General features: G+C 62.1%; 18 protein-coding genes. 14 read left to right on the forward strand and 4 right to left on the reverse strand.

Features of this window, described 5'->3' with window-relative positions:
- Positions 1-61: 61 nt before the first annotated feature.
- From MU551_RS21410 to sdhC, 4 genes are all read right to left on the reverse strand, one after another.
- Positions 62-844, reverse strand: coding sequence for a succinate dehydrogenase iron-sulfur subunit (locus MU551_RS21410; RefSeq protein WP_247048576.1), 783 nt, complete (start codon positions 842-844; stop codon positions 62-64).
- Between the two features lies 1 nt (position 845).
- Positions 846-2,651: a succinate dehydrogenase flavoprotein subunit gene (gene sdhA / locus MU551_RS21415; RefSeq protein ID WP_247048577.1), complete on the reverse strand. Its 1,806-nt coding sequence runs from the start codon at positions 2,649-2,651 to the stop codon at positions 846-848.
- Between the two features lie 115 nt (positions 2,652-2,766).
- A complete protein-coding gene (locus MU551_RS21420) occupies positions 2,767-3,261 on the reverse strand; it encodes a succinate dehydrogenase hydrophobic membrane anchor subunit (RefSeq protein ID WP_247048578.1) in 495 nt (164 codons plus the stop codon).
- 3 nt (positions 3,262-3,264) lie between these two features.
- Complete coding sequence (sdhC, locus tag MU551_RS21425) at positions 3,265-3,645, reverse strand: succinate dehydrogenase, cytochrome b556 subunit (protein WP_247048579.1); 381 nt, start codon at positions 3,643-3,645, stop codon at positions 3,265-3,267.
- 257 nt (positions 3,646-3,902) lie between these two features.
- Between sdhC and MU551_RS21430 the strand changes: the two genes are divergently transcribed.
- From MU551_RS21430 to MU551_RS21495, 14 genes are all read left to right on the forward strand, one after another.
- Positions 3,903-5,036, forward strand: a complete 1,134-nt coding sequence (locus MU551_RS21430; protein WP_247048580.1) for a mannose-1-phosphate guanylyltransferase — start codon at positions 3,903-3,905, stop codon at positions 5,034-5,036.
- An 85-nt stretch (positions 5,037-5,121) separates the two neighbouring features.
- Complete coding sequence (locus MU551_RS21435; protein WP_247048581.1) at positions 5,122-6,321, forward strand: amidohydrolase; 1,200 nt, start codon at positions 5,122-5,124, stop codon at positions 6,319-6,321.
- Positions 6,322-6,402: 81 nt separating this feature from the next.
- Positions 6,403-6,837, forward strand: a complete 435-nt coding sequence (locus tag MU551_RS21440) for a MarR family winged helix-turn-helix transcriptional regulator (RefSeq protein ID WP_247048582.1) — start codon at positions 6,403-6,405, stop codon at positions 6,835-6,837.
- Between the two features lie 32 nt (positions 6,838-6,869).
- A complete protein-coding gene (locus tag MU551_RS21445) occupies positions 6,870-7,301 on the forward strand; it encodes an organic hydroperoxide resistance protein (RefSeq protein ID WP_247048583.1) in 432 nt (143 codons plus the stop codon).
- On the forward strand, positions 7,298-8,329 hold the full coding sequence (locus MU551_RS21450) for an NADP-dependent oxidoreductase (protein WP_247048584.1): 1,032 nt from the start codon (positions 7,298-7,300) through the stop codon (positions 8,327-8,329). Before MU551_RS21445 ends, MU551_RS21450 begins: the two co-directional genes overlap by 4 nt.
- A gap of 260 nt (positions 8,330-8,589) precedes the next feature.
- The gene (locus tag MU551_RS21455) at positions 8,590-9,696 is read left to right on the forward strand and encodes a BMP family lipoprotein (protein WP_443629956.1); all 1,107 of its coding nucleotides are present in this window, start codon (positions 8,590-8,592) and stop codon (positions 9,694-9,696) included.
- 201 nt (positions 9,697-9,897) lie between these two features.
- Positions 9,898-11,499 carry an ABC transporter ATP-binding protein gene (locus MU551_RS21460; protein WP_247048585.1) on the forward strand — a complete coding sequence of 534 codons (1,602 nt, stop codon included), beginning with the start codon at positions 9,898-9,900 and terminating at the stop codon, positions 11,497-11,499.
- Entirely contained in the window at positions 11,492-12,904 is a 1,413-nt protein-coding gene (locus tag MU551_RS21465) for an ABC transporter permease (protein ID WP_247048586.1), read from the forward strand. The genes MU551_RS21460 and MU551_RS21465 overlap by 8 nt, the downstream gene beginning before the upstream one ends.
- A complete protein-coding gene (locus MU551_RS21470) occupies positions 12,901-14,214 on the forward strand; it encodes an ABC transporter permease (RefSeq protein WP_247048587.1) in 1,314 nt (437 codons plus the stop codon). The genes MU551_RS21465 and MU551_RS21470 overlap by 4 nt, the downstream gene beginning before the upstream one ends.
- 5 nt (positions 14,215-14,219) lie before the next feature.
- Entirely contained in the window at positions 14,220-14,624 is a 405-nt protein-coding gene (locus MU551_RS21475) for a cytidine deaminase (protein ID WP_247048588.1), read from the forward strand.
- The gene (locus MU551_RS21480; protein ID WP_247048589.1) at positions 14,621-15,943 is read left to right on the forward strand and encodes a thymidine phosphorylase; all 1,323 of its coding nucleotides are present in this window, start codon (positions 14,621-14,623) and stop codon (positions 15,941-15,943) included. Before MU551_RS21475 ends, MU551_RS21480 begins: the two co-directional genes overlap by 4 nt.
- Before the next feature lie 37 nt (positions 15,944-15,980).
- Entirely contained in the window at positions 15,981-16,634 is a 654-nt protein-coding gene (locus MU551_RS21485) for a DedA family protein (RefSeq protein ID WP_247048590.1), read from the forward strand.
- Between the two features lie 217 nt (positions 16,635-16,851).
- The gene (locus MU551_RS21490) at positions 16,852-17,580 is read left to right on the forward strand and encodes a DedA family protein (protein ID WP_247048591.1); all 729 of its coding nucleotides are present in this window, start codon (positions 16,852-16,854) and stop codon (positions 17,578-17,580) included.
- Between the two features lie 39 nt (positions 17,581-17,619).
- Positions 17,620-18,765: an adenosine deaminase gene (locus MU551_RS21495; RefSeq protein WP_247048592.1), complete on the forward strand. Its 1,146-nt coding sequence runs from the start codon at positions 17,620-17,622 to the stop codon at positions 18,763-18,765.
- Positions 18,766-18,866 lie beyond the last annotated feature (101 nt).

Consider the following 18,866-nt stretch of genomic DNA (forward strand, 5'->3'; position numbering starts at 1 on the left):
CGCTTGGGGTGAGGGCGCCGTCGCTATTGAGCCTTGTTAGTAGACCTTGGTGCTAAAAGCGTCAGATCTTGCGGGACAGGATGGCCTGCTTGACCTCAGCGATTGCCTGCGTCACCTGGATTCCGCGGGGGCATGCCTCGGAACAGTTGAAGGTGGTGCGGCAGCGCCACACACCTTCCTTGTCATTGAGGATCTCCAGGCGCATATCTCCGGCGTCGTCGCGTGAATCGAAGATGAAGCGGTGGGCGTTCACGATGGCAGCGGGGCCGAAGTACTGGCCGTCGGTCCAGAAGACGGGGCACGAGGACGTGCACGCGGCGCAAAGAATGCACTTGGTGGTGTCGTCGAACCGCTCGCGGTCTTCGGCGGACTGCAGGCGTTCCTTGGTGGGTTCGTGTCCTCTGTTGATGAGGAACGGCATGACCTCACGGAAGGACTGGAAGAACGGTTCCATGTCCACGATGAGGTCCTTCTCCACCGGGAGGCCCTTGATGGGTTCCACCGTGATGGGCTTGGACGTGTCCAGGTCCTTCAGGAGGGTTTTGCACGCAAGGCGGTTGCGGCCGTTGATGCGCATGGCATCGGAGCCGCAAACACCGTGGGCGCAGGAGCGGCGGAAAGAAACACTGCCGTCGATTTCCCATTTGATCTTGTGCAAGGCGTCCAGCACACGGTCGGTGCCGTACATGGTGACCCTGAAGTCATCCCAGGTAGCCTCAGCAGAAACCTCGGGGTTGTAGCGGCGCACGCGCATGGTGACGTCGAATGTGGGGATCTCTCCGCCGCCTCCAACGTGTGCGGGCAGTTCGATCTTGGAGGCTGGCTCAGCAAGTTCAGCGGACATCTTAGTACTTCCTCACCATCGGCTCGTAGCGCGTGAAGACAACGGGCTTGGTGCCAAGCCTGATGCCGGCGATTGCCTCTGCGGAACCGGTACCGTCCGCAGGTGCGTGCTCGTCCTTGTACGCCATGGAATGCTTCATGAATTTGTCGTCGTCACGCTCGGGGAAGTCCTCGCGGAAGTGACCGCCGCGGGATTCTTCCCGGTGCAGGGCTGCCACGGTCATGACCTTGGCGAGTTCCAACAGGAAGCCAAGCTCTACGGCCTCCAGGAGATCCAGGTTGAACCGCTTGCCCTTGTCCTGCACGCTGATGCGCTTGTACCGCTCCTCGAAGGACGCGATGTCCCGCAGAACCTGGTTCAACGTATCGGCTGTCCGGAACACCTGCATGTTGGCGTCCATGGTGTCCTGCAGCTCCTTGCGGATCACAGCCACCTTCTCGTCACCGTTCCCGTTGCGGGCGATGTTCAGCAGCTCGATCGTGTACGCTTCCGGGTCCTCCGGGAGCTCAACGAAGTCTGCTGTCTTGGCATATTCCGCAGCGGCGATGCCGGCACGCTTGCCGAAGACGTTGATATCCAACAGGGAGTTGGTGCCGAGGCGGTTGGACCCGTGCACCGACACGCAGGCAACCTCGCCTGCGGCGTAGAGGCCGGGAACTACGGTGTCGTTGTCCTGCAGGACCTCCGTAGTGATGTTGGTGGGGATGCCGCCCATGGCATAGTGCGCTGTCGGGAAAACAGGAACCGGTTCGGTGTAGGGCTCCACACCGAGGTAGGTGCGGGCGAACTCGGTGATGTCCGGCAGCTTGGCGTCAATGTGCGCCGGCTCAAGGTGCGTCAGGTCGAGGAGCACATAGTCCTTGTTCGGACCGCAACCGCGGCCTTCCCGGACCTCGTTGGCCATGGAGCGGGCCACAATGTCACGCGGGGCCAGGTCCTTGATGGTGGGAGCATAACGCTCCATGAAACGCTCACCCTCGGAGTTACGAAGGATGGCGCCTTCGCCGCGGGCAGCCTCGGAAAGGAGGATGCCGAGGCCTGCGAGGCCTGTCGGGTGGAACTGGAAGAACTCCATGTCCTCCAGCGGGATGCCGCGGCGGAAGGCGATGCCCATGCCGTCACCGGTAAGGGTGTGGGCGTTGGAGGTGGTCTTGAAGACCTTGCCGGCGCCGCCGGAGGCGAACACCACGGACTTGGCCTGGAATACGTGCAATTCACCGGAGGCGAGGTCGTAAGAGACGACGCCGGCGACTCGCTTCTGCTTGTACGGCGTGCCATCCTCACGGACGGCGTCCTCTTCGACGGTCAGGAGGTCAAGGACGTAGTACTCGTTGTAGAACTCAACGTTGTGCTTGACACAGTTTTGGTACAGGGTCTGAAGGATCATGTGGCCTGTGCGGTCTGCTGCGTAGCATGCCCGGCGGACGGGAGCCTTGCCGTGATCGCGGGTGTGGCCACCGAACCTGCGCTGGTCAATCCGGCCCTCAGGGGTGCGGTTGAACGGCAGGCCCATCTTCTCCAGGTCCAGAACGGCGTCGATTGCTTCCTTGGCCATAACCTCGGCGGCATCCTGGTCAACCAGGTAGTCGCCGCCCTTAATGGTGTCGAAGGTGTGCCACTCCCAGTTGTCTTCCTCGACATTGGCCAACGCCGCACACATGCCACCCTGCGCGGCACCGGTGTGCGAGCGGGTGGGGTAGAGCTTGGTCAATACTGCTGTTCGCGCACGCTGACCGGATTCGATCGCTGCGCGCATGCCAGCACCACCGGCACCGACGATAACGACGTCGTACTTATGGACCTGCATACCAGACGCTCTTTCTCTCAAAATTCGCTATAAAAGCGCGGGCGGGCGGAGCCTGCGCCGTAAAACCTGAAACGTGAAACCACTGCCCGCGCCAATGCAGGCAGTAGGGCGGCCCCTAGACTGCGGGGCAGAAGCCACCTTGCAGCGGGACGCCGTCGATCATGGGGCACGGGTTGAACGTAAAGATCACCAGGGTGCCCAGGATGATGATGACGGTGGTGGCGGCGTAGAGGACCATCTTCAGCCAGAAGCGGGTGGAGTCCTTTTCGGCGTAGTCATTGATGATGGTGCGCACGCCGTTGGTGCCGTGCAGCATGGCCAGCCACAGCATGGCAAGGTCCCACACCTGCCAGAACGGATCCGCCCACTTGCCCGCCACGAAACCGAAGTCAACTGCCTTAATGCCTTCGCCCACGAGCAGGTTGACGAAGAGGTGCCCAAAGATCAGGACAACAAGGACAACGCCGGAGAGCCGCATGAAAAGCCAGGCGAACATTTCGAAGTTGCCGCGGGAGCCGCCTGTCCGGCGGTATTGGGGAGCAATGACACCGGCAGCAGGCTTGCCACTGATCTGGCCGCTGCGCGGGCTCTGGATCTCAGTTGCACTCATGGCTTAGTGACCTCCGAAGGCGAGGGAAAGGTGGCGGATGGAGAAGGCCACCATGGTGACAACCCAGAGAGCCAGGACAGTCCACAGCATCTGGCGCTGGTACTTGGCGCCCTTCTTCCAGAAGTCGACGGCGATGATCCGCAGGCCGTTGAAGGCGTGGAAAACAATTGCTGCGACGAGGCCCGTTTCACCCAGGGCCATCAGCGGGTTCTTGTAGGCAGCGATCACGTGGTTGTAGGCCTCGGGGGACACGCGCACCAGTGAGGTGTCCAGGACATGGACCAACAAGAAGAAAAAGATCACTACACCGGTAATACGGTGTCCTACCCAGGACCACATGCCTTCACGGCCGCGGTACAAGGTGCCAGCTGGTTTTGTCGGCACTGAATAAACCTCCCTGCAACACAGCGGCGCTGGCGTGGGATCCACGCGGGGGGAACGCCTGCTGCGAGAGCACTCGTAGCTCGGGCCTAAATCTAGGCTTCGCTCACAGCTTATTCAATTTAGGCCCTCCTTGGTGGCCAGTAACAGCGCGGATTTCAGGAAATGGTGAGACAAATGCCACATCATGACGTGCTTGCGCAGGCTCACGGGCCGGGTGCGGGAGCCGCCCTGAGGCGCTTCCGCTAAAGTAGGCCGTGATGAGAGACGACAATGTGACAAACCAGAATTCACCGTTGGACCGTTTTATTGCGGTGATTCCGGCCGGCGGAGTGGGGACCCGCCTTTGGCCCCTGTCACGGGCAGCAGCCCCGAAATTCCTCCATGACCTCACGGGATCAGGCAGCACACTGCTCCGTGCCACCTATGACCGCCTTGAGCCTCTGGCCGGCAAGCAGGTCCTGGTGGTGACCGGAACGGCGCACCGCACGGCTGTTTGCAGCCAGCTGCCCGAACTGCAGGACAGCGACCTCGTGCTCGAAAGCGAACCCAAGGATTCTGGCGCCGCCATTGGCCTTGCCGCCGCCATCCTGCACCAGCGCGATCCGGACACCATCATGGGATCCTTCGCCGCGGACCATGTCATCAGCCCTGACAACCTCTTCCAGGACACCGTCCGCGAGGCGATCCACACTGCAGCCGCCGGCAAGATCGTCACGATCGGTATCAAGCCGACCCACCCCTCCACCGGCTTCGGCTACATCCGCTCCGGACGCAACCTCGCTATCCCTTCGGCACCGAGCGCGCAGGCAGTTGTGGAGTTTGTGGAAAAGCCGAGCGAAGAAGTGGCCCAGGAATATGTGGACAGCGGTGAGTACGTCTGGAATGCCGGCATGTTCGTCGCGCCGGTCGCCCTCATGCTGAAGCACCTCGAAGCCAACCAGCCCGAACTTTTCAAGGGCCTGCTGGAAATCGCCCAGGCCTGGGATGGTCCGGACCGCGATGAAGTCACCGCCCGCGTCTGGCCAACACTGCCGAAGATTGCCATCGACTATGCGGTGGCTGAACCTGCAGCCGCGGCGGGGGACGTCGCCGTCGTGCCTGGTCTTTTCCGCTGGGACGACGTCGGAGACTTCGCCTCGGTGGGAAGGCTGAACAGCGCCAAGGAAGTACGCGATGTCACCGTGCTCGGCGAAGGCGCCCGGGTGTTCACGGAGAACGCCTCCGGTGTGGTGGTCTCGGATACCAAGCGCGTCATTGCCCTGATCGGTATCAAGGATGTGGTCATCGTGGACACTCCCGATGCCCTGCTGGTGACCACTAAGGAGCACTCGCAGCGTGTCAAGGCTGCTGTTGACGCCCTCAAGGCGAGCGGCGACACCGACGTCCTCTGACGGCGTCGGGGCCTGGAATGCGGCTGAAACCGTAACGGGGCGACGGCGATGCCGCTATTCTTTGTACGCTCGCTAGAGTTATTGCGTGCGCAATTACACTACTGAAGCTGAGCCCACCGACCTGGTGGGGCCATGGCTGGAATCCCTCCTGCCGGAACTGATCGAATTCCGGCGCGACCTCCATGCGCACCCCGAACTGTCGTTCAAGGAGTTCCGCACCACTGACAAGCTCGTGGCACGGCTCGAAGCAGCAGGGCTCACACCCCGCAGGCTTGAGGGCACGGGGCTCACCGTGGATGTCGGCGACGGGCCCATTGCGACGGCCCTGCGCGGTGACATCGACGCATTGCCGATCATTGAGGAAACGGGCCTCCCGTTTGCCTCCAAGAACCACGGCGTCACGCACGCCTGCGGCCATGACGTCCACACCACCACCATGCTCGGTATTGCTCTTGTGCTGCACCGGATGCACCTGGAGTCGCCGCTGCGTGGTTCTGTCCGCATCGTCTTCCAGCCCGCCGAGGAGACCATGCCGGGAGGTGCCCACTCATGCATCGAGCAGGGCGTGCTCGACGGCGTGCCCCGCATCCTTGCGCTTCATTGTGATCCCCGGATCGACGTCGGCAAGATCGGTACCCGGATCGGCGCCATCACGTCAGCTTCGGACACCATCAAGATCACCCTTAGTGGCAGGGGCGGGCACACTTCCCGCCCGCACCTCACCGAAGACCTCGTGTTTGCCCTCTCGCAGATCGCCGTCAACGTGCCTGCGGTCCTGTCCCGGCGCGTTGATGTGCGTAGCGGCGTTTCAGTTGTCTGGGGCCAGATTTCAGCAGGCTCCGCGCCCAATGCCATTCCGGCAAACGGCTTCATGGCGGGCACCATGCGCTGCCTGGATCGAGACGCGTGGAAGAGCGCCGGCGAACTCCTGGATGAGATCGTCCACGAGATTGCCGCTCCCTATGGGGTTGAGGTCCACCTCGAGCACACCCGTGGGGTCCCGCCAGTGGTCAACTCCGAACACGAAACGGCCCTGATCGAAGCCGCCGCCCGCGCTGAAATCGGCGAAGGCGCGGTTGTCCTCACCCCGCAGTCAATGGGTGGCGAGGACTTCGCCTGGTTCCTGGCCGAGCGCCCGGGCGCCATGATGCGGCTGGGGACCAAGACTCCCGGTGGCGAAGAATACGATCTCCACCGCGGAGACTACATCCTGGACGAACGTGCCCTGGGCTACGGCATTCAGGTGCTCACGGCTGCAGCGCTCCGGACCATCCGCGACCTCTAGTCACTTTCCTTAGGTGCTTCTGTGGGTGGTTCTTTGTGTAATTGAGTTGTGCACAATCTAATTGTGGGCTACCGTTACAGCATGACCGATGCTCCCAGACTCAACCGCCAGCTGTGCTTCGCCCTTTACTCGGCATCGAAAGCGGCCACTGCGGTTTACCGGCCCATCCTGGAGGAGCTGGGGCTCACTTACCCGCAGTACCTCGTGATGCTGGTGCTGTGGGAGAACGAGCCGCGGAGCGTCCGGGAACTGGGGGAGGAGCTCGGGCTGGATTCGGGAACACTTTCACCACTTCTGAAACGGCTCGAGTCGCTTGAGCTGGTGGAACGCCGCCGCTCGGCAGTGGACGAGCGCCGGATGGAGATTTCACTGACCGACGCCGGCAGGAGCCTGAGCGCCAAGGCCGCGGGGATTCCGCAGCACCTTGCGGACGCCGCCAGGCTTTCCGCTGCCGAGCTGGAACAGCTGCGCGCAACCCTGGACAAGCTGACCTCCGCCCTCCACGGTCACCTCTGAGAATTAACCACCCACAACAGATCGGGTACCACATGAAGACTCTTTACACTGCAGAAGCGCTGGCTTCGGGCGAAGGCCGCGAAGGCAGCGCCCGCAGCAAGGACGGAAAGCTCGACGTTACTCTGGCCGCCCCCGTAGAGCTCGGAGGCGACGGCCAGGGGACCAACCCTGAGCAACTGTTCGCGGCCGGCTACGCCGCATGCTTCCACTCGGCGCTGCGCACTGTTGGCCGTAAATACCGCGCAGACCTGACCGATTCGGCCGTCGCGGCAAGGATTCACATCGGCGCGCTGGAGGACGGCCCCGGCTATGGCCTGGCCGCCGAACTCGAAATCGCCCTTCCCGCCCTGGACCTCGCAACCGCGGAGGAGCTGGTGGCGAAAGCCCATCAGATCTGCCCGTATTCCAACGCCACGCGCGGAAACATCAATGTAGACATCAAGATCCTGGAGGTGGCCGCATGAGCCACGAAACCGTGAACCAGGAAACCATCACAACCACCCGTGTCATCGAGCTGGCATCCCGGCCCACAGGCCGTCCCGTGCCGGAGAACTTCCGTCTCGCAGAAGCCGCCATCCCGGAATTGGAAGACGGCCAGGTACTCGTACGGAACCTTTTCATCTCGGTGGATCCCTACATGCGTGGCCGGATGAATGACGTCAAGTCCTACTCTGCACCTTTTGGCGTAGGGGAAGCGCTCGACGGCGGCGCAATAGGTGAGGTCATCGCGTCCCGGTCCCCGGACCGGAAGGTGGGGGACGTCGTCGTGCATTCACTGGGCTGGCGTGAACACTCTGTTGCTGATGCGGGCTCCACCACCGTTGCCAGCACGGATCTTGCGCCCGCCTCCGCCTTCCTTGGTGCCCTCGGCATGACCGGCTTAACGGCTTACGCCGGCCTGTTGAAGGTGGCGGAGTTCAAGGAGGGCGACGCCGTTTTCGTTTCCGGAGCAGCCGGGGCAGTGGGCTCCTTGGTTGGCCAGATAGCCAAAGCAATGGGCGCGTCCCGCGTCATCGGTTCTGCTGGCTCGCAGGAGAAAGTGGACAGACTGCTTGAACTTGGTTTCGACGCGGCTTTCAACTACCACGACGGCCCTGTGAAGGATCAGCTGAAGGAAGCGGCCGGCGAGGCGGGGATCGACGTGTACTTCGACAACGTGGGCGGCGAACACCTTGAGGCTGCATTGTCCGTGCTGAACGTCGGCGGGCGGGTGGCGATGTGCGGTGCGATTGCCCAGTACAACGCCACCGAGCCAACGCCCGCCCCGCACAACCTGATGCTGGCCATCGGGAAGCAGCTCACGTTGAGGGGATTCCTGGTAGGTGGCCAGCGGCAGCATGCAGCGGAATTTGCTTCCAGGATGTCCCGCTGGCTGGCCGATGGGACAATCCGGTATGACGAGACGGTCGTCGACGGCCTTGAGAACGCGCCGCAGGCATTTATGGACCTCCTCGATGGTGCAAACACAGGGAAAATGCTGGTTCGCATGTAGGTGCCCCGGCCGGTTTCCAGAGCCTGCCGTCATGTGACTTGCACCCGTGCCTACCCGTAGGTAACAAGTTCTCAACAATATGCCGATATGGCTTCCAGCGTGCGCCAGGACGTGTTCCAGGACACTAAAGTTGCTTATATCAGTGCGCTACGGCGCAGTGCTGCGAACCCATCAGTGAAAACAGAATTTCAGTGTGGAGCATTAGAAACGGACACTCATTGAACCGTCGTAGCGCCTATCTCTTTTTTCCTGGAGGAACATTGAAGAACTCACTGCGTGCAACCGTCAAGCGCGGTTCCATGGTTGGCGTCGCCACCGCAGGTGCGGCCGCTCTCCTGCTGACGGCTTGCGGGGCTCCCCCTGAGGCGGGGGGCCCGATTGCCACGGCCAGCGATTACGCCGGCTGCATCGTGTCAGACTCCGGTGGATTCGATGACCAGTCGTTCAACCAGTCCTCCTATGAGGGCTTGAAGAAGGCCCAAGCGGACCTCGGCATTAAGGTCAACCAGGTTGAATCGAAGACCAACAGTGACTTCGAGCCGAACCTTAACGCCATGGTCACGGCAGGCTGCGACCTCACCGTCACGGTCGGATTCCTCCTCGGCGATGCCACGAAGAAGATCGCCACCGCCAACCCGGACAGCCACTTCGCTATCGTCGACTTCGCACACGACCCCGCCATCAGCAACGTCAAGCCGATCCGCTATGACACTTCTCAGGCCGCCTTCATGGCCGGGTACCTTGCTGCCGCAACCACCAAGACTGGAACAGTTGCCACCTTCGGCGGTATCAAGATCCCCACGGTCACCATCTTCATGGACGGCTACGCCGACGGCGTGAAGTACTACAACGAACAGAAGGGCAAGGACGTCAAGGTCCTTGGCTGGGACAAGGCTGCCCAGGACGGCAGCTTTACCGGTGACTTCGAAAAGCAGGACAAGGGCAAGCAGCTTACCCAGAACTTCCTGGATCAGGGTGCGGACATCGTCATGCCCGTTGCCGGTCCGGTCGGTAAGGGTTCTGCTGCTGCTCTGAAGGAAGCCAAGGCCGCAGGCAAGGACGTCAAACTCATCTGGGTTGACTCTGACGGCTTCCTCACGGCTCCTGAGTACAAGGACATCATGCTGACCTCCGTGATGAAGGAGATGGGCGACGCCGTCGAGAACGTGGTGAAGGAAGACAAGGACGGCAAGTTCTCCAACACCCCGTACGTCGGTACCCTGGCTAACAACGGGGTCCTGCTTGCTCCCTTCCACGACCTGGAATCGGCCGTACCGGCTGAGCTCAAGACGGAGCTGGAACAGATCAAGAAGGACATTGTGGACGGCAAGCTGAAGGTGGAGTCCGCCGCCAGCCCCAAGGTCTGATCCCCAACGCCCTGATCCCAATGCAAGGCGCCGCCACCCGGACAGTTGTTACTGGACGGGCGGTGGCGCTTTTCGTTGGCATTCTCCTTTTTCCGTTGTGCATGGCCTGGCTCTGCCCGCAGCGGCAGGTACTAGGCTGATGCTGCAGCCACATATCCCGTCCGGATAGATGCGCCGGACGCTTCGAGATTGGTCAGAGTTTTGAAACTTGAACTCAAGGGGATTACCAAACGCTTTGGCTCCCTGCTAGCCAACGATCACATTGATGTGGTTGTTGAACCCGGCCAGATTCACTGCCTGTTGGGCGAGAACGGCGCCGGCAAGTCCACCCTGATGAACGTCCTCTACGGCTTGTACGAGCCCACCGACGGCGAAATCCTCATCGACGGCAAACCGGTCACCTTCCGCGGGCCGGGAGACGCCATGGCAGCCGGCATTGGCATGGTGCACCAGCATTTTATGCTGGTGCCTGTTTTCACAGTTGCCGAAAACGTCGCACTGGGCGCTGAAGCCACGAAAGCCGGCGGCTTCCTCAACCTGGACGATACCCGCCGGAAGATCAAGGAAATCTCTGACCGCTACGGGTTCGACGTCGATCCCGACGCCCTCGTGGAAGACCTCCCCGTGGGCGTCCAGCAGCGCGTCGAAATCATCAAGGCCCTGGTCCGCGACGCAAAGGTCCTCATCCTTGATGAGCCGACGGCGGTGCTCACGCCGCAGGACACCGACGAGCTCCTTGACATCATGCGCCAGCTGAAAAGCGGCGGAACTTCCATCGTCTTCATCTCGCATAAGCTCCGGGAGGTGAAGGCAGTCTCCGACACCATTACGGTGATCCGGCGCGGCAAGGTGGTGGGCACCGCTGCTCCCGGAGCCTCAACCACTGAACTGGCCTCCATGATGGTGGGCCGCTCCGTGAGCCTGACACTTGATAAAGAACCTGCCCGTCCCCAGGAAACCACCTTCGAGGTCAAGGACCTCACCGTGATTGCCCCCAGCGGGCAGCACGTGGTGGACGGAATCAGCTTCGACATCGCCAGGGGAGAAATCCTGGCGGTGGCCGGCGTCCAGGGAAACGGCCAAACGGAACTCACCGAGGCGATTCTTGGCCTGCAGGAACGGGTCCACGGATCCATCCTGCTCGACGGCAAGGAACTCCTTGGCCGCAGCGTGAAGGAAGTGCTGCAGGCAGGCGTTGGATTCGTTCCCGAGGACCGGAAAGTGGACGGACTGATCGGCACCTTCTCCATCGCCGAGAACCTGGTACTGGACCTCTACGATCAGTCTCCCTTCGCCAAGGGAATCGGCATGAGCCCTGCCAAAGTCCTGGAAAACGCCACGTCCAGGATTGGTGAGTTTGATATCCGCACGCCATCCGGGTCGCTGGCCGCCGGCACTCTGTCCGGCGGCAACCAGCAGAAGGTGGTGATGGCGCGCGAACTGTCGCGTCCGCTCCGCCTTTTCATCGCATCCCAGCCAACCCGCGGCGTGGACGTAGGCTCCATTGAGTTCCTGCACCGGCGAATCGTCGCCGAACGTGACAACGGCACTCCGGTAATGATCGTGTCCACTGAACTGGATGAGGTCATGGAACTGGCGGATCGGATCGCAGTGCTCTACAAAGGCAAGCTGGTGGGGATTGTTCCAGCCGGCACCAGCAGGGACGTCCTTGGCCTCATGATGGCAGGTCTGTCTCCCGATGACGCAGCCCACGCCGACCGTGCCCACCATGATGGATCACTGGATGATGGACCATCCCCTGAACCCTCCACCTCCCGCGCCGAAGGAGGCGATCATGACTGAGAAACACAAACACGTGGCAGACAATCATTCGAAGAAAACAGCCAAATCATCAGGCACCGACGATTCCGGGAACGCCACCAACGCCGCCGATGCTCCTGCCCCGGCTGAAGATACTGCGGCTGCCGTATCGCTGGACACGGCCGGCGGTGCAATGGGCCCGTCAGCGGTGCCCGTTTCTGCCCAGAGTGGGACGCTGCCTGGCGGGCCGGACACCCTGCTCCGTAAGATTTTCACCGGCAGCGGCATGGTTTCCCTGCTGGCCGTTCTCCTGGCGTTGGTCCTGGGCGGTTTGCTCATCGCCAGTACTGACGAGCGGGTGGGAGCCACGGCCACCTACCTTTTTGCGCGGCCCACTGATTTCCTCCTGGCGGTATGGAATGCGGCCACAGGTTCCTATGTGGCCTTGTTCCAAGGGTCAGTGTTCAACCCGCGGGGGAACACAGCTGCCGCCCAGTTCGCCCCGTTCATGGAGACCCTCACCATCGCAACGCCGCTGATCACGGCAGGCCTGGGTGTGGCGCTGGCTTTCCGTGCCGGCCTGTTCAACATAGGTGCGCAGGGCCAGATCATCATGGCAGGTATCCTCGCAGCCTGGGTCGGCTTTGCGCTTCACCTGCCGTTGGGGCTGCATCTCCTGCTGGTCCTCGCGGCGGGCGTCATCGGCGGTGCCATCTGGGGCGGCCTGGTGGGTTACCTCAAAGCACGTACCGGTGCGCATGAGGTGATTCTGACCATCATGTTCAACTACATCGCCCTCTACTTCCTGCGCTACCTGCTGAACACTCCCGCGTTCCAGCGTCCGGGGGAGACCAACCCTATTTCCCCGATCCTGGATCCCACCGCGGTTTACCCGCAGATACTCGGAACCCAGTACCGGCTCCACCTCGGATTCATCCTGGCCATCGCCGCCACGGTACTGGTGTGGTGGCTCCTCAACCGCTCCACGATTGGCTTCGAGTTCCGGGCCGTGGGCGCCAACCCCAAGGCCGCGCTGACGGCTGGAATCAACGTTCCGCGTGCCACCATCCTGGTGATGGCGCTCGCAGGGGCCTTGGCTGGCATGTCCGGCGTAGCCCAGGTGGCGGGAACCGAAAAGGTTCTCACGGACGGGGTCGCTGCCACCTACGGTTTTGACGCCATAACAGTGGCGCTGTTGGGACGTTCGACGCCGTGGGGGACGTTCGCCGCCGGCCTGCTGTTCGGCGCCTTCCGCGCCGGCGCCGTCCAGATGCAGATCCAGACCGGAACACCTATCGACATTGTCCTGGTGGTCCAGTCGCTCATCGTCCTCTTCATCGCAGCCCCGCCGCTTGTGCGGGCCCTCTTCGGGCTCAACCCGAGGCGGAAGAAAACGGCTACCGCCGGCAAGTCCACAGCGGCAGCCATCACCGGAGGTGCAGCATGAGCACAACAACCACGGCACCCAGGCCCGGGACCCCTCAGCCGGGCTCTACCCGCATCCAAGGCTCATCAGCCAAGCCGGTTACCTGGAAAATACCTATCCTTCTGGCTGCACTTGGCCTTGTTGCCTTCGTCTTCTTCGGGCTCATGGGTCCCAACCAGACAGCAAAGTTCGGGATCTCCTCAGCGGGCGACTTCTTCCAGTTGCCAGTCATCGAAGTCCCGGCGTTCCTTGCGGGCATTGTGCTGTCCGTGGTCCTGCTCGGCCTGGCCGGCTATGCCGTGTATCTCAAGACGAAGAGCCAGCACGTTCCGCGCTGGCTGCCTATTGCGTTCATCGTCGTGTTTGTCGTGGCCTTCCTGATCTGGCTGGTGGGAGGTGCCCGCACCCCCAACATTTCCCTCGCCGGCCTTATCGCGGGGTCGGTGACACTGGCCGTCCCCCTGGTCTTCGGCTCCCTGTCAGGCGTCTTATGCGAGCGGGTGGGTGTGGTGAACATCGCCATCGAGGGCCAGCTGCTCGGCGGAGCCTTCACCGCCGCCATCGTGGCAAGCATTACCAAGAACCCCTTTGTCGGACTTCTGGCTGCGGCCGTAGCCGGCGCCCTCGTCTCAGTGGTTCTCGCCCTGTTCAGCATCAAATACCTTGTCAACCAGATCATTGTGGGCGTGGTTCTCAACGTCCTGGTGTCCGGCCTGACCGGATTCATGTTCAGCACTGTGATGCAGGCAGACCCGGAGCAGTTCAATTCGCCGGACAGGCTGCCTATTGTGGACATCCCCGTACTTTCCAGCATTCCCCTGATCGGGCCGATCCTCTTCAGGCAATCCGTGGTGGGCTACCTCATGTACATTGCGGTGATCGTGGTGTGGATCGGGCTGTTCAAAACGAAGTGGGGCCTCCGGGTCCGTGCGGTGGGTGAACACCCCGAAGCGGCCGACACCTTGGGCATCAAGGTCAATGCCACCCGATTCTGGAATGTCACCCTGGGCGGTGCGGTTGCAGGCATCGGAGGCTCATTCTTCACGTTGGTGGCCATCGACAGTTTCACCAAGGAGATCTCCGGCGGACGCGGCTTCATCGCCCTGGCAGCCCTGATCTTCGGACGCTGGAACCCCATCGGCGCCTTCTTCGCAGCATTGCTGTTCGGTTTTGCGGATAACCTGCAAAGCATCGTGACCATCATCGGTACGCCCGTGCCGAGCCAGTTCATGGCAATGCTGCCGTACCTCGTGACAGTGCTGGCGGTGGCCGGGCTCGTGGGCCGCTCGCGGCCACCGGCTGCGAGCGGCATTCCGTACGTCAAGGGTTGACGGAGATGACCATCACAGAAGTCGACTGGCAGGCTTTGGAGGCTGCCGCCGTCGCCGCCATGAACAACGCTTACGCCCCCTACTCAAAGTTCCAGGTGGGGGCCGCGGCGCTCACTGCGGACGGCCGGATCGTCAGCGGCTGCAATGTGGAAAACGCCAGTTACGGTCTGAGCCTGTGCGCGGAATGTTCGTTGGTGGGCAACCTGCACATGACCGGAGGCGGACTGCTGCGTGCGTTCTATTGCGTGGACGGTGGTGGCCAAGTGCTCATGCCGTGCGGACGATGCCGCCAGCTGCTCTATGAGTTCCGCGCACCTGACATGGAACTTATGACCACCCAGGGAATCAAGACAATGGACCAGGTGCTTCCCGATGCATTTGGCCCCCAACACTTGGAGGAAACCCGGTGACACTCACCCCAAACAAAACAGAGGCGTTCGACGCCGTCGACATCATCCGCATCAAACGGGACAAGGCTGTACTTAGCCCGGAGCAGATCGACTGGACCATCGACGCTTACACCCGGGGCGCCATTGCCGATGAGCAGATGGCGGCACTGAACATGGCCATCCTGCTCAACGGCATGGACCGGGCGGAAATCTCCCGCTGGACTGCCGCCATGATCGCCTCAGGCGAGCGGATGGACTTCTCTGCACTGCGGCGTCCCGACGGCGGCGTGAAGGCTACCAGCGACAAGCACTCCACAGGCGGCGTGGGGGACAAGATCACCCTTCCGCTGGCACCGCTCGTTGCTGTGTTCGGCGTCGCAGTGCCGCAACTCTCCGGCCGCGGGTTGGGCCACACCGGCGGCACCCTGGACAAGCTCGAATCCATCCCCGGCTGGCGTGCCGCGCTCAGCAACGAGGAGATGATGGCGCAACTTCAGGACGTTGGTGCCGTGATCTGTGCGGCCGGGGCCGGGCTGGCCCCTGCTGACAAGAAGCTGTACGCCCTGCGGGACGTTACCGGAACAGTGGAAGCCATTCCACTGATTGCTTCCTCCATCATGAGCAAGAAGATTGCTGAAGGTACCGGCTCACTTGTACTCGACGTCAAAGTGGGCAGCGGGGCCTTTATGAAGGATGAGGCACGGGCCCGCGAACTGGCGGAAACCATGGTGGCGCTGGGTAAGGACGCCGGGGTCAACACCGTGGCCCTGCTGACCAACATGAACACTCCGTTGGGTCTCACTGCAGGCAATGCGATCGAAGTAGAAGAATCGGTCGAGGTGCTTGCAGGCGGCGGTCCGGACGACGTCGTCGAACTGACCGTAAGGCTTGCCGAGGAGATGCTGGCGTGCGCAGGGGTACACGATGCGGATCCAAGGGCAGCTCTCAAGGACGGCCGGGCCATGGACGTCTGGAACCGCATGATCGAGGCGCAGAGCGGGGATCCCCGTGCGGCGCTTCCGGTGGCCAAGGAGTCAGAAGTGATTTACGCGCCGGCCGACGGCGTGCTGGTAGAACTTGATGCCTTGGCTGTGGGGGTGGCCGCGTGGCGCCTTGGTGCTGGACGGGCCCGCAAAGAGGACCAGGTTCAAGCCGGTGCCGGTGTTCGAATGCACGCTAAACCGGGGGCGGCAGTGAGGGCAGGAGAGCCGCTGATGACACTGCTGACCGATACCCCGGAAAGATTTGCACGCGCCAAGGAAGCCCTTGAACACGCAGTGACCATCGCCCCCGATGGTTCCCGGCCGGCACAGCAACTGATTATTGACCGCATAGCGTAGGCAGGAGCGAACACGTTCCGCAGGCTGTTAGGAAACTGTGCAGGAAATCAACGACTTCATTCTCGCGGCGGCCGGGCAGCCCTGGGTCCTGTTCCTTGTGCTGGCCTGTTGCCTAATTGATGGGTTTTTCCCGCCCATTCCCAGCGAATCTGTGGTTGTTGGCCTTGCTGCTGTTGCGGCCACGGCGGATGTGCCCAACCCCTGGCTCCTCGCTCTGGTCGCAGCGCTCGGTGCGTTCAGCGGCGACAACATCGCGTATCTGCTCGGCCGGGGCGTGGGGACAAACCGCTGGAGGTGGATGCGGGGCCGCCGGATGCAGAACGCATTCCGCTGGGCCGGACTTGAGTTGAGGAAACGGCCTGCCTCGCTGATCCTCGTAGCCCGGTTCGTTCCCATTGGCCGCGTTGCGGTCAATCTCACCGCGGGAGCCACGCATTTCCCGCACGTGCGCTTTGTGCTTCTCACGGTGCTCTCAGCAATCCTGTGGGCCGCTTACTCCGTAGGAATCGGCCTGTTTTTCGGGCAGTGGTTCGAGGATAACCATCTGCTGGGGGCTGTGATCGCCATCATCTGCGCGGTGGGCCTTGGTATTGTGGTGGACCTTGTGATCACCAGGCTGCGCGGCAAGCTGCCGGAAGAGCCGGATGAAGAGTCCGGCGAGCGTGAGGCTTCCCGCGAGGCCGGCGCTTGAGGACTCTGTCTCCAAGCTGGTGTTCAGCCTTAAGAGGTAGTTTTCCCTGATGGGATATCAACCCGTAGGTGGATACTTCCAGTCGGTAGACAAAGATACGCTGAAACAGGTGTTTCCCCCGGCCGGGGCGTAGCGAACGACGCCCCGGCCGTGGGACACTGAAGAGCGATTTGCATCACATGCAGCTGAGAGTTTTTTCGTCTAGGAGAACCACCGCGTGGAGTTTATTAATGAAGCCGTGCTCCATGCGGCGGGACAGTGGTGGATCTACCCTGTATTGCTCGTGTTTTTCTTCGTTGACGGCTTCGCGATGGTGGTTCCCAGCGAGACCCTCATTGTCGCGCTGGCCGCGTTTTCCCGGCACAGCGGGGAACCGAATCTTTGGATCCTTGGGACAACCGCCCTGGTGGGAGCCATCGCCGGTGACAACATGGCTTTCCTCCTGGGTCGGAAGATCGGCCTGGAACGCTGGAAGTGGATGCGCCGGGCCAAGGTCCAAAAGGCGTTCGGCTGGGCGCGCTATGAACTTGAAAAACGCGGCGCTGTCCTGATCTTCACGGCAAGGTACATCCCGTGGGGGCGTGTGGCGGTCAACTACGTGGCAGGGAGCACTGGTTTCGGACACCGCCGCTTTTTCCTGCTGGACGCCTTCGCCTGCGTCACCTGGGTCGGATACTCAATCGGCATTGGCATCCTGGCCAGCTCGTTCCCCTGGCTCCACCACAATCCGCTGCTTAGCGCCGGAATCGCGGTGGTGTTCGCCATCGTGCTCGGAATCCTCATCGACCACGTCTTGCGCTGGTGGCACAAGCACCTGGCACGCAATGACGCCGAAGTTGTTGATGAATGGCTGGACGGCGGTCCTGCCGGCGCGCAGACCCTGGAAACCAGCTCTTCTCCCATCCTCGCCTCTACTGCATTAGACCCGGAACCAGGCGGAAGGTAGCGGCTGGCGTTAGCCCGCCGCCAACCCTAAGGTTGGAACGTGACTGAGCCTATCCTTGACGCTGCCCCTGCCCTCGACTTCGACCTGAAGAGCCTTCCCAAGGTCTCTCTGCATGACCATCTGGATGGCGGATTGCGCCCATCCACCATTATTGAACTGGCCAATGAAGTGGGGCACACCCTGCCCACTACCGATCCGGTGGCACTCGGCGAGTGGTTCCGGGAATCAGCCGATTCAGGCTCCCTGGTCCGCTACCTGGAAACCTTCGATCACACCGTTGCGGTCATGCAGACCAAAGACGGCCTGTTCCGGGTCGCCAAGGAGTTCGTCGAGGATCTGGCGGACGACGGCGTCGTGTACGGCGAAGTGCGCTGGGCGCCGGAGCAGCACCTCCAGAAGGGTTTGACCCTGGACGAGACCGTTGAGGCCGTCCAGGCCGGCCTCGAGGCCGGCGTTGACGCCGTTGCAGAAAGCGGCCGCGATATCCAGGTGGGCCAGCTCATCACCGCCATGCGCCACGCTGACCGTGGCCAGGAAATCGCAGAACTTGCCGTGCGGCACCGGGACCGGGGCGCGGTCGGCTTCGACATCGCCGGAGCCGAGGACGGATTCCTGCCGTCACGCTTCAAGGACGCCTTCACCTACCTGGCCGAAAACAACTTCCCCGCCACCGTCCACGCGGGCGAGGCCGCAGGACTCGAAAGCATCCAGTCCGCATTGGTGGACGGCCGGGCACTCCGCCTGGGCCACGGCGTACGCATCGCCGAGGACATCATGGTTGAGTTCGAAGACGCGGAAGATGCCTCTGACGACGACGACAACGTGGGACTCGTGACCCTGGGGAACCTTTCAAGCTGGGTCCGGGACCGGGGCATCGCCTTGGAAATCTGCCCCTCCTCCAACCTGCAGACGGGCGCCATCGCAGGATTCGGCGACGACCTCGACAGCCACCCGCTGGACATGCTCTACCAGTTGGGCTTCAACGTCACCATCAACACCGACAACCGCCTCATGAGCGGGGTGACGCTCACCGATGAGTTTGAACTCCTGGTTGAGACGTTCGATTATGACCTCGACGACCTGCTTGAACTCACCCTGAACGCCGCCGAGGCCGCCTTCCTGCCCCTCGAGGAGAAAGAAGCCCTCGTCGAATACATCAACGACGCCTACGCCAACCTTGCCTGATAGTGGCGGATCCGGGCCGGACAGCGGTTTTCCTGGAAGCAAGGGAACTCCCATTGCAGACCTGCTCGCTGTAATCGCAGCCCTCCGGGAGCACTGCCCCT

Source organism: Arthrobacter rhizosphaerae, assembly GCF_023062595.1.
In the GTDB taxonomy this organism is placed as follows: Bacteria; Actinomycetota; Actinomycetes; order Actinomycetales; family Micrococcaceae; genus Arthrobacter; species Arthrobacter rhizosphaerae.